Origin of the sequence: Streptomyces sp. YPW6, assembly GCF_018866325.1 — a bacterium.
In the GTDB taxonomy this organism is placed as follows: domain Bacteria; phylum Actinomycetota; class Actinomycetes; order Streptomycetales; family Streptomycetaceae; genus Streptomyces.
The window spans coordinates 4,017,333-4,029,079 of record NZ_CP076457.1; the positions used below are offsets into that span (position 1 = coordinate 4,017,333).

Below are 11,747 nucleotides of genomic sequence, written 5' to 3' on the forward strand. Positions count from 1 at the left end.
TCTCGCCTACACTCGGTGCCGTGCCCCGTGGTGATGGACGACTCAACCACGACCTGCTCCCCGGAGAGAAAGGCCCCCAGGACGCTTGCGGCGTCTTCGGTGTCTGGGCTCCGGGCGAAGAGGTCGCCAAGCTCACCTATTTCGGACTGTATGCCCTGCAGCACCGCGGACAGGAATCCGCGGGCATCGCAGTGAGCAACGGGTCCCAGATCCTGGTCTTCAAGGACATGGGACTGGTCTCGCAGGTCTTCGACGAAACGTCTCTGGGTTCCCTCCAGGGCCATATCGCGGTCGGTCATGCCCGCTACTCCACCACCGGTGCCTCGGTGTGGGAGAACGCGCAGCCGACGTTCCGTGCCACCGCGCACGGCTCGATCGCCCTCGGCCACAACGGGAACCTGGTCAACACCGCCCAGCTCGCGGAGATGGTCGCCGACCTCCCGCGCAAGGACGGCCGCGCCACCCAGGTCGCCGCGACCAACGACACCGACCTGGTGACCGCGCTGCTCGCCGGGCAGCGCGACGAGAACGACAAACCGCTCACCATCGAGGAAGCCGCCGCCCAGGTGCTCCCCGACGTGAAGGGCGCGTTCTCCCTCGTCTTCATGGACGAGCACACGCTCTACGCCGCCCGCGACCCGCAGGGCATCCGCCCGCTGGTCCTGGGCCGCCTGGAGCGCGGCTGGGTCGTCGCGTCGGAGTCCGCCGCGCTCGACATCTGCGGCGCCAGCTACGTACGCGAGATCGAGCCGGGCGAGCTCGTCGCCATCGACGAGAACGGTCTGCGCTCCTCGCGATTCGCAGAAGCGAAGCCCAAGGGCTGCGTCTTCGAGTACGTCTACCTGGCCCGCCCCGACACCGACATCGCCGGCCGGAACGTCTACCTCTCCCGGGTGGAGATGGGCCGCAAACTGGCCGCCGAGGCCCCCGTCGAGGCGGATCTCGTCATAGCGACCCCGGAATCCGGCACCCCCGCCGCGATCGGGTACGCGGAGGCCAGCGGCATCCCCTTCGGCAACGGACTGGTCAAGAACGCCTACGTCGGCCGGACCTTCATCCAGCCCTCGCAGACCATCCGCCAGCTCGGTATCCGGCTCAAGCTGAACCCGCTGAAGGAAGTCATCAAGGGCAAGCGCCTGGTGGTCGTCGACGACTCGATCGTCCGCGGCAACACCCAGCGCGCCCTGGTCCGGATGCTCCGCGAGGCCGGTGCGGCCGAGATCCACATCCGGATCTCCTCGCCTCCGGTGAAGTGGCCCTGCTTCTTCGGGATCGACTTCGCCACCCGCGCCGAGCTGATCGCCAACGGCATGACCGTCGACGAGATCTGCACCTCCATGGGCGCGGACTCGCTCGCGTACATCTCGATCGACTCGATGATCGAGGCGACGACGATCGACAAGCCGAACCTCTGCCGCGCCTGCTTCGACGGTGAGTACCCCATGGACCTCCCGGACCCGGAGCTGCTCGGCAAGCAGCTGCTGGAGACCGAGCTGGCGGCGGGCCCCGCGGCGACCGCCGCGGCCGACGCGCTGCGCCGTCCGTGACCCGGACGCGCCGCGCCCCCTCCCACCAGCCCCGTATCTCCACACGAAAGATCCCAGGCCATGTCTGAGACAACAGGTGCTTCCTACGCGGCGGCCGGCGTCGACATCGAAGCCGGTGACCGCGCCGTCGAGCTGATGAAGGAGTGGGTGAAGAAGACCCAGCGCCCCGAGGTCGCCGGTCTCGGCGGACTCGGCGGTTTCGCCGGACTCTTCGACGCCTCGGCGCTGAAGCGCTACGAGCGCCCGCTGCTGGCCTCCGCCACCGACGGTGTGGGCACCAAGGTGGACCTGGCCCGCCAGATGGGCGTGTACGACACCATCGGCCGCGACCTCGTCGGCATGGTCGTGGACGACCTCGTCGTCTGCGGTGCCGAGCCGCTGTTCATGACCGACTACATCTGCGTCGGCAAGGTGCACCCCGAGCGTGTCGCGGCCATCGTGAAGGGCATCGCCGAAGGCTGCGTCCTCGCCGGCTGCGCCCTGGTCGGCGGCGAGACGGCAGAGCACCCGGGCCTGCTGGGCCCGGACGACTTCGACGTCGCCGGCGCCGGTACGGGCGTGGTCGAGGCCGACCGCCTGCTCGGCCCGGACCGTATCCGCACGGGTGACGCGGTCATCGCCATGGCCTCCTCCGGTCTTCACTCCAACGGGTACTCGCTCGTCCGCCACGTGGTCTTCGACCGGGCCGGCTGGTCCCTGGACCGCGAGGTCGAGGAGTTCGGCCGCACGCTCGGCGAGGAGCTCCTGGAGCCCACCCGGATCTACTCCCTGGACTGCCTGGCCCTCACCCGCACGACCGAGGTGCACGGCTTCAGCCACGTCACCGGCGGTGGTCTCGCCAACAACCTGGCCCGGGTCATCCCGGACGGTCTGCACGCCACCGTGGACCGCTCCACGTGGACGCCCGGCGCGGTCTTCGACGTGGTCGGCACGGCCGGGAACGTGGAGCAGCTGGAGCTGGAGAAGACGCTGAACATGGGCGTCGGCATGATCGCGATCGTCCCGGCCGACTCCGTGGACGCCGCCCTGACGACGCTGGCCGACCGCGGGGTCGACTCCTGGGTCGCCGGTGAGATCACCGACCGCGGTGACCGCACGACGGGCGCGGAGCTGACCGGGTCCTACGCGCGGTAGTCACGTCGCACGCGGGTGCGCCGGGCGGTCCGTCCGGCGCACCGGCCACGGAACGGAAAGCGTGCCGCCCGCCGGGTCGGCCGCGGAGGAACGGAAGCCGGGCCGCTCGCCTGGGTCGGCCGCGAAACGCGGCCCGTACCCAGGGAGCGCCCGGACCGGGACACACAGAACCCGGCCCGGGGCAAGCCCGGACCGGGTCGAAGTGTCAGCGCGAGGTCAAGCGCCGCGGCGCTGTGACGACGGACCGGACTGATCGTCCTGATCGTCGTCATCGTCCTGATTGTAGCGATCCGCGTACTGTGCGTACGGGTCATCTTCCTCGTCGTCGTCCTCGAACGGCTCCGCGTTCGGTGGCTGACTCGAAGGCGATGCGCCCAGCTCATTGGCCAGACGCGACAGGTCCGTCCCGCCGGTGCTGTACTTCAGCTGGCGGGCGACCTTGGTCTGCTTGGCCTTTGCCCGGCCGCGCCCCATGGCTCGACCCCCTCGGTGACGGGGCTCGACGGCCCCAGAGTCTTGACACGCGTTCATGTTTCAGGACGGACTCTCGGCAGAGAGACCGCGCCCGTAGAGCTTTAACGGTACCTGCTTCCGTGGCCATACGGTACGCCGCCCGCATTCCGGTCCCCGGCACAGGGCCAGTGAGGAGCCCCGTCCTCGCTGGTCAACTGCGATTTTAACCTCTTGTGGAGGTACGACCCGCCGACCGGCGTGAGTCTTGTCTCGCCGGCCGGCGGTCGTGGGCGGCCGGGCGGTCAGCGGGAGCGCGCCTCCGCCATCCGCTGCTCGGCGAGCCGGTCGGCCGCCGCGGCCGGCGGAATCCCGTCCGCCTTCGCACGTGCGAATATTTCCAGCGTGGTGTCGAAGATCTTCGTGGCCTTCGCCTTGCACCGCTCGAAGTCGAACCCGTGCAGTTCGTCGGCCACCTGGATCACCCCGCCGGCGTTGACCACGTAGTCGGGTGCGTAGAGAACCGACCGGTCGGCCAGGTCCTTCTCCACACCGGGGTGCGCCAGCTGGTTGTTGGCCGCGCCGCACACCACCTTCGCGGTGAGCAGGGGGACGGTGTCGTCGTCGAGCGCGCCGCCGAGCGCGCACGGCGCGTAGACGTCCAGGCCCTCGGTACGGATCAGGGCGTCGGTGTCCGCCGCCACGGTGACCTCGGGGTGCAGGTCGGTGATCGCGCGCAGCGACTCCGCACGGACGTCGGTGATCACGACCTCGGCCCCGTCGGAGAGCAGGTGCTCGACGAGGTGGCGGCCCACCTTGCCGACCCCGGCGACGCCGACCTTGCGGCCGCGCAGCGTCGGGTCGCCCCAGAGGTGCTGGGCCGAGGCGCGCATGCCCTGGAAGACGCCGAACGCGGTGAGCACCGAGGAGTCGCCCGCGCCGCCGTTCTCGGGGGAGCGGCCCGTCGTCCAGCGGCACTCCCGGGCGACGACGTCCATGTCGGCGACATAGGTGCCGACGTCGCAGGCGGTGACGTAGCGGCCGCCGAGCGAGGCGACGAACCGGCCGTAGGCGAGGAGGAGTTCCTCGCTCTTGATCTTCTCCGGGTCACCGATGATGACGGCCTTGCCGCCGCCGTGGTCGAGGCCGGCCAGCGCGTTCTTGTACGACATCCCGCGCGACAGGTTGAGCGCGTCGGCGACGGCGTCCGCCTCGGAGGCGTACGGGTAGAAGCGGGTGCCGCCGAGGGCCGGGCCCAGGGCGGTGGAGTGGAGGGCGATGACGGCCTTGAGGCCGCTGGCGCGGTCCTGGCAGATCACGACTTGCTCGTGGCCTCCCTGATCCGAGTGGAACAGGGTGTGCAGGACGCCGTTAGTCACATCGGTCACTGTGGTGACTCCCAAGTACGAAGCGGCGGGGAGGCCCTCCTGGGGGTGGGGAGAGCCCCGGACCGACCGGCACGGCCGGTCCGATGGGCAAGAGCGTAAGTCCTCCGGCGCCGTGGATCTGCCCCCGTGCGGAGGATCACCCCCTGCGGGTGACCGGCCGTGACACGATGCGCTCCATGTCGGTGGTGTCTTCGGTGCGCGTCCCTTACACGTCCTACCTCCGGATCTACGAGCCGCTCGCCGCCTTCGCGGAGCCCGAGCGCAGTCACTGGGCGCGGTACGCGCAACGCGGGGAGCTCCCCACGGCCCAGGACGAACTGCGCCGCTCGCTGGCCGACTTGGTGTCGACGCCGCCGGTCGGGGTGCCCGTGCACGAGAGCGGCGACGCGTTCGTGGCGGAGCTGGACGGGGCGGTGTGCGTCTGCCCGTGGCGGACCCGGCTGCGGGGCTGGCTGGCCCTGGAGGAACTGGGGGACATGTTTCCGGCCAACGTGCTCGATGCCGTGCTGCCCGCGGTGGTGCGCGGCCAGGCGGCGGCGGACCACGAGCGCTGGCGGCGGCTCCACCCGGACGCGCGGCCGTGGATCCGCACCACGGTGTGGCAGGTCCCGGTGCGCTGGTTCGTCCTCTTCCACGACGAGGAGCGTGAGTACGCGGCGGCGGACGACGAGGGGGCGGCGCCCGTCCTGCGGTACCGCACGCGGATGGTCGAGGCCCGGCGCCGGCTGGCGCGGGCACTGCGGACGCTCCGGGAGAGCGTTCCCGAGGGGCCGCTGACCGAGGGGCTGGTGGACGTGGGGCGTTGGCTGGAGGAGTTCCATCCGCGCTCGCTGGTCGAGCTGGACTACGGGGGCCTGGTCCACGCGCTGCCGGCGGAACGGCTCGCCGGGGACCGGTCGGCGGCGGACGTGGCGGAGGGGCTCGCCGCGCTGCGGGACGGTGACAGCGAGGGCGCGGGGGAGGCGTACGCGCGGCTCGCGGAGCGCTGGCGGGCGGTCCGGGACCTCCAGTTCACCAATTGACGTGAAAAGGCCCACAGCGGCATCAAGGTGACGGAACCGGGGCATCCTTCATCCAGGACGCAGGGCCGGGACGCGAAGAGGAGGGAGGAGACGGGGCGGACGGACCGTGAACCGGCGGACGGACCGTGAACCGTGGTTCTGTGAACCGGCGTTCCGTGTGACCCGTGATGTCTCATGGGGCGTGCGGGGCAGGGGCGTACATCACTGGGTCCGGGACCTACGTCCCGAACCGGGCCTTTACCCCAAGCGTGATGGACAGCACTAACGGGGCTCTTGCGCCTATCCCTAACCCTCATGCCAAAATAGGACAAGGAGTCCGGGGAGGGCTCCTTCTGTCCACGTAAGGGCAGAATGATCGACCTTGCGCTCTATGGGGGGTCTGACGACTCCTGATCGCTCTGTGACTGATCGTCACCGGGGCGTGACTGTCCGCTATGGCATGGTCCATCGGCTTCCGTCGCTGATGAACACCTGGGAGGGCAATTCCATCGGTTTGGCCGACGTGGCTGGACGGATGGTGTAGTTGTAGTGCCGAGGACAAGCCGTTCGTCCTATAACCGACTCGGCCCGCGTCCGCCATTTCGGGCAACGCGGGTCAAGGTGCAGAATTTAGAGGAAAGAACCGAGAAGGTTCGGTTCTCCCGAGGAGGCCGCTCATGACCGCTCGCACCCCTGATGCCGAGCCGCTGCTGACCCCGGCTGAGGTTGCCACGATGTTCCGCGTGGACCCGAAGACGGTCACTCGCTGGGCCAAGGCTGGCAAGCTCACGTCCATCCGCACGCTCGGTGGACATCGCCGGTACCGCGAGGCAGAGGTCCGCGCACTGCTCGCGGGTATTCCGCAGCAGCGCAGCGAGGCCTGACACACCCCTGCCGACCAGCAACAACAGCAGCACAGCAGTACCGCAGCACAGCACAACACCCGGGCAGCCGCCAGGTCCCCCAACCTCGGTCGCCCGCCCATAGCTCCACTCGACGGACGCCTGCCCCAACGGGCGTCACACCTGTGTTCACGGGTTTTCGTCGTATCGATCGCGCTGGACTCCGCCGGGTCCAGCGCGATCTTTTTTGTGCCCGGACGGGCCTCTCCGGCCGCCTCCCGGGGCCCGTGGTGATCCCTGTACGGCGCTCTCCGCGCCGCTCCCGCGCCCGGACCGGCCCGCGGTCAGAACCGGGCGGTCGGTCGGCTTCACGGGGCCGGCGGGGGCGTTCGTGGGTCTGTGCGCGGGTCTGTGCGGGAGTGTGGGTGAGCGTCCTGGACGCGGTGGGACAGCCCCGGACGGAACGGTCCGGGCGACTCCACGGGCTCCGTGCAATTGCACATATTAAATTCACCAGTTGTAGGGGAGGCGTAAAATCCCCCGGTCTGAAAACTCTTTCAGTGACTACCGTCACATCGCCCGAAGCTTGCCAACTACGAGCCTGCCACTGCCCGAACGCGGAGTCACCCGGCCGATGGTCGTGTCGCCGGGGGCCTTTGGTCCTCGTGCCCGCCCGGCCGCCCGCGGACACCCGCACGGGCTGCGGAGGCGCCGGCGGGGTCCGGAGCGGCCCCGGTGGCGTCCGGGGCGGGCTCGGTGGCGTCCGGGGCGGCTTCGGTGGCGTCCGGAGCGGGCTCGGACGCCCCTCCGGACTCCGCGGCCGCCCCGGGCTCCATGGCGAGGCGCAGGAGGCGATGGCAGACCGCGCAGTGCCGGGTGAGATGGCCGTAGGCGGAAGCGGCCGCCAGATGGGCGCGCAACAGCGCGCGGGTCTCGTGTCGTGCTGCGGACGCGGACATACGAGCCACCTCCCGGTGGGCCCGGCCGTCCCCCGCCGTGAGAAGCGCCGAGGGTACGGACACGGCCTCTGCTTCTTCGGGGTACCCGCGACGGGTGGGGCCCGTCAAGACGCGAGAAAGCCCGGATCGAAACGATCCGGGCTTTCTCCTACTGCGGTCCTGACGGGATTTGAACCCGCGGCCTCCACCTTGACAGGGTGGCGAGCACTCCAAACTGCTCCACAGGACCAGGTTTTCGCCGCTTGCCTTGCGGCTTGCTGCGAAACCAGACTGTACAGGAGGTGGGAGGCCCAGGTCGACTTCACTCCTGGTGGTGACTCCGTCACCCGCCTCCCGGCCCCCTCCGCAGGGCCCCGCGTCAGGGCGCGAGGGCGTCGACCGCCTTCACGATCCGCTTGTCCGAGACGGGGAACGCGGTGCCCAGCGCGTGGGCGAAGTAGCTGACCCGCAGCTCCTCGATCATCCAGCGGACGTCCAGCGCCTCCTGCGGGACCGGCCTGCCCTGCGGGAACTGTTCGAGCAGCCAGGCGTACTCGTCCTGCATCTCGTGGACCTTCTCCATCCGCGTGGTGTCCCGCTGGACGGCCGTCGGCATCTGCTGGAGCCGCCGGTCGGCCGCCACGAGGTAGCGCATCAGGTCCGGCAGCCGGCGCAGCCCGGTGGCCGTAACGAAACCGGGCGGTACGAGACGGGCCAGCTGGTCCCGTACGTCCGTGACGTTGGCCACCAGCGCCAGGCTGTTCGTCGACTTCAGCCGGCGCTCGCAGGCCTGCCACGCGGCGAGGATCTGCTGCACCTGGTCGATGGTGCGGACGGTCAGGTCCACCAGGTCCGCGCGCACCTTGTCGTACAGCGTCCGGAACGCCTTCTCGTCCCACGCGGGCCCGCCGTGCGCGGCGATGAGCCGGTCGGCCGCGGCGGTCGCGCAGTCCTCGAAGAGGGCCTGCACCGAACCGTGCGGATTGCGGGACAGCGCCAGCTTCTGCTGGTTGCCCAGCCGGTCGGACGCGAACTTCGCCGGGTTCACCGGGATGTTCAGCATGATCAGCCGCCGGGTGCCGCGCCACATCGCCTGCTGCTGCTCGGCCTCGGTGTCGAAGAGCCGTACGGCCACGGTCTCGCCCTGGTCGACGAGGGCCGGATACGCCTTCACCGGCTGCCCGGCACGACGGGTCTCGAAGACCTTGCTCAGCGAACCGATCGTCCAGTCCGTGAGGCCCGAGCGCTCGATGGACTCGCCGGAGGGCCCCGCGGTCGCCGCAGCGGCCTGGGAGAGCGCCTGGCGGGCCTTCGGGCGCAGCGTGAGCCTCAGCGCCTCCAGGTCCTTGTCCTCGGCCACCTTCCGCCGCCGCTCGTCGACGATCCGGAACGTGATCTTGAGGTGCTCCGGGACCCGCGAGAGGTCGAAGTCGTCCGCCGTGACGGGCACACCGACCATCCGCTGGAGCTCACGCGCCAGGGTCACCGGCAGCGGCTCCTGGAGCGGGACCGCCCGGTCCAGGAACTTCTCCGCGTAGTTCGGCGCGGGGACGTAGTGCCGGCGGACCGGCTTCGGCAGCGAGCGGATCAGCTCGGTGACGACCTCCTCGCGCAGCCCCGGGATCTGCCAGTCGAAGCCCTCGGCGGTGACCTGGTTCAGCACCTGGAGCGGTACGTGCACGGTCACACCGTCCGCGTCCGCGCCGGGCTCGAACTGGTACGTCACCCTGAACTTGAGCTTCCCCTGCCGCCAGGAGTCCGGGTAGTCGTCCTTCGTGACGGCCCCGGCCTTCTCGTTGATGAGCATGGAGCGCTCGAAGTCCAGCGCGTCGGGCTCCTCGCGCCGCTTGTGCTTCCACCAGGAGTCGAAGTGCGCCCCGGACACGATGTGTTCGGGAATCCGCTGGTCGTAGAAGTCGAACAGGGTCTCGTCGTCCACGAGGATGTCGCGGCGACGGGCCCGGTGCTCCAACTCCTCGACCTCGCCCAGCAGTTTGCGATTGTCGTGGAAGAACTGGTGGTGGGTCCGCCAGTCGCCCTCGACCAGGGCGTTGCGGATGAACAGGTCCCGCGAGGCCTCCTGGTCGATCCGTCCGAAATTGACCTTGCGCTGGGCGACGATCGGCACGCCGTAGAGGGTGACCCGCTCGTACGCCATCACCGCCGCCCGGTCCTTCTCCCAGTGCGGCTCGCTGTACGTGCGCTTCACCAGATGCTGGGCCAGCGGCTCGATCCAATCGGGCTCGACCTTGGCGTTGACCCGCGCCCAGAGCCGGGAGGTCTCCACCAGCTCCGCCGACATCAGGAACCGGGGCTGCTTCTTGAACAGCGCGGAGCCGGGGAAGATCGCGAACTTGGCGCTGCGCGCGCCCAGGTACTCGTTCTTCTCGGTGTCCTTGAGCCCGATGTGCGACAGCAGCCCGGCCAGCAGCGAGGTGTGCACCGCCTGCTCGGGAACGGACGCCTCCGCCTTGGGCTCCTCGACGGTGATGCCCATCTGCTTGGCGACCGTCCGCAGCTGCGCGTAGATGTCCTGCCATTCGCGGATGCGCAGGAAGTTCAGGTACTCCTGCTTGCACATCCGGCGGAACGAGGACGAACCGCGCTCCCTCTGCTGCTCGCGGATGTACGCCCAGAGGTTCAGATACGCCAGGAAGTCGGACGTCTCGTCCTTGAACCGGGCGTGGTTCTGATCCGCCTGCGTCTGCTTCTCCGCGGGCCGCTCCCTCGGGTCCTGGATGGAGAGCGCGGCGGCGATGACCATGACCTCGCGGGCGCAGCCGTTCCTGTCGGCCTCGATGACCATACGGGCCAGGCGCGGGTCGACGGGCAGCTGGGAGAGCTTCCGGCCGAGCGGGGTGAGCCGCTTCTTCGGATCCTTCTCGGCGGGATCGAGCGCCCCCAGCTCCTGGAGGAGCTGGATGCCGTCGCGGATGTTGCGGTGGTCCGGCGGGTCGATGAAGGGGAACTTCTCGATGTCGCCGAGCCCGGCGGCGGTCATCTGGAGGATGACGGAGGCCAGGTTGGTCCGCAGGATCTCGGGGTCGGTGAACTCCGGCCGGGTGAGGAAGTCGTCCTCGGAGTAGAGCCGGATGCAGATGCCGTCCGACGTACGGCCGCAGCGGCCCTTGCGCTGGTTGGCGCTGGCCTGGGAGATCCGCTCGATCGGCAGCCGCTGGACCTTGGTGCGGTGGCTGTAGCGGGAGATCCGGGCGCTGCCCGGGTCGATCACGTACTTGATGCCGGGGACGGTCAGCGAGGTCTCGGCGACGTTGGTCGCCAGCACGATGCGGCGTCCGGTGTGGCGCTGGAACACACGGTGCTGCTCGGCGTGCGAGAGGCGCGCGTAGAGCGGGAGCACTTCCGTGTGTCTGAGGTTGCGCTTGTTCAGCGCGTCGGCCGTGTCCCGGATCTCGCGTTCGCCGGAGAGGAAGACCAGCACGTCGCCGGGTGCCTCGTGGCCCAGCTCGTCGACGGCGTCGCAGATCGCGGTGATCTGGTCCCGGTCGGAGTCATCGCTGTCCTCCTCCAGGAGGGGGCGGTACCTGACCTCCACCGGATACGTCCGCCCGCTGACCTCCACGATCGGGGCGTCCCCGAAGTGGCGCGCGAACCGCTCCGGGTCGATCGTCGCCGAGGTGATGACAACCTTCAGGTCCGGGCGCCGCGGCAGCAGCCGGGCCAGATAGCCGAGCAGGAAGTCGATGTTGAGGGACCGCTCGTGGGCCTCGTCGATGATGATCGTGTCGTACGCCAGCAGCTCGCGGTCCGTCTGGATCTCGGCGAGCAGGATGCCGTCCGTCATCAGCTTCAGATACGTCGACTCCGGATTCACCTGGTCGGTGAAGCGGACCTTCCAGCCGACCGTCTCGCCCAGGGGCGTCTTCAGCTCGTCCGCGACACGCTCCGCGACCGTACGGGCGGCGATCCGCCGGGGCTGGGTGTGCCCGATCATGCCCCGGACGCCGCGCCCCAGCTCCATGCAGATCTTCGGGAGCTGCGTGGTCTTGCCGGACCCGGTCTCGCCGGCGACGATCACGACCTGGTGGTCGCGTATCGCCTCCAGGATCTCGTCCTTCTTCTGGCTGACCGGCAGCTCTTCGGGGTACGACAGGGCCGGCAGCCGGGCCGCTCGCGTCGCGAGCCGGTCGGCCGCCTTGCCCGCCTCGGCCGCGATCTCGTCCAGCACGGACTGGCGGGCCTCGGGCTTGCGGATGCGGCGCGCTCCTTCGAGGCGCCGGCCGAGCCGGTTCGCATCGCGGAGCGAGAGCTGACCGAGCTGGGACTGGAGATCGGCGAAGGAAGTAGACATACGGATCCCAGGATCTCACCCGGGCCCGGCCGGTGGCGACCTCATTTCGCGCGGGCTGCGTCACGCGGCACGTACCATTTCCGGCAGTCGAACACCCCGCGATCGCCGCTCACGCGAGAAAGGCCCGGCCCCGTG

General features: G+C 69.8%; 8 protein-coding genes and 1 tRNA gene. 4 read left to right on the plus strand and 5 right to left on the minus strand.

Annotated features, from left to right (window positions below; all coding sequences use genetic code 11):
- Positions 1-20: 20 nt before the first annotated feature.
- Both purF and purM read left to right on the plus strand, forming a co-directional pair.
- Positions 21-1,547 (plus strand): amidophosphoribosyltransferase, encoded by a 1,527-nt coding sequence (gene purF / locus KME66_RS17795; protein WP_073228406.1) that lies wholly within the window; start codon positions 21-23, stop codon positions 1,545-1,547.
- A gap of 60 nt (positions 1,548-1,607) precedes the next feature.
- On the plus strand, positions 1,608-2,681 hold the full coding sequence (gene purM, locus KME66_RS17800; protein ID WP_073228408.1) for a phosphoribosylformylglycinamidine cyclo-ligase: 1,074 nt from the start codon (positions 1,608-1,610) through the stop codon (positions 2,679-2,681).
- Between the two features lie 216 nt (positions 2,682-2,897).
- Here the strand turns inward: purM and KME66_RS17805 are convergent, their stop codons facing one another.
- The gene (locus KME66_RS17805) at positions 2,898-3,155 is read right to left on the minus strand and encodes a DUF3073 domain-containing protein (protein WP_073228411.1); all 258 of its coding nucleotides are present in this window, start codon (positions 3,153-3,155) and stop codon (positions 2,898-2,900) included.
- Between the two features lie 281 nt (positions 3,156-3,436).
- Entirely contained in the window at positions 3,437-4,519 is a 1,083-nt protein-coding gene (locus KME66_RS17810; protein ID WP_073228414.1) for a Glu/Leu/Phe/Val dehydrogenase dimerization domain-containing protein, read from the minus strand.
- A 176-nt stretch (positions 4,520-4,695) separates the two neighbouring features.
- Between KME66_RS17810 and KME66_RS17815 the strand changes: the two genes are divergently transcribed.
- Both KME66_RS17815 and bldC read left to right on the plus strand, forming a co-directional pair.
- Complete coding sequence (locus KME66_RS17815) at positions 4,696-5,541, plus strand: hypothetical protein (RefSeq protein ID WP_073228528.1); 846 nt, start codon at positions 4,696-4,698, stop codon at positions 5,539-5,541.
- Positions 5,542-6,197: 656 nt separating this feature from the next.
- A complete protein-coding gene (gene bldC / locus KME66_RS17820) occupies positions 6,198-6,404 on the plus strand; it encodes a developmental transcriptional regulator BldC (protein WP_003949541.1) in 207 nt (68 codons plus the stop codon).
- Positions 6,405-6,985: 581 nt separating this feature from the next.
- Here the strand turns inward: bldC and KME66_RS17825 are convergent.
- From KME66_RS17825 to hrpA, 3 genes are all read right to left on the minus strand, one after another.
- On the minus strand, positions 6,986-7,321 hold the full coding sequence (locus tag KME66_RS17825) for a DUF6274 family protein (RefSeq protein WP_216323672.1): 336 nt from the start codon (positions 7,319-7,321) through the stop codon (positions 6,986-6,988).
- A gap of 154 nt (positions 7,322-7,475) precedes the next feature.
- A tRNA-Asp gene (locus KME66_RS17830) sits at positions 7,476-7,550 on the minus strand.
- A gap of 129 nt (positions 7,551-7,679) precedes the next feature.
- Entirely contained in the window at positions 7,680-11,612 is a 3,933-nt protein-coding gene (hrpA, locus tag KME66_RS17835) for an ATP-dependent RNA helicase HrpA (protein ID WP_216323675.1), read from the minus strand.
- Between the last annotated feature and the right edge of the window lie 135 nt (positions 11,613-11,747).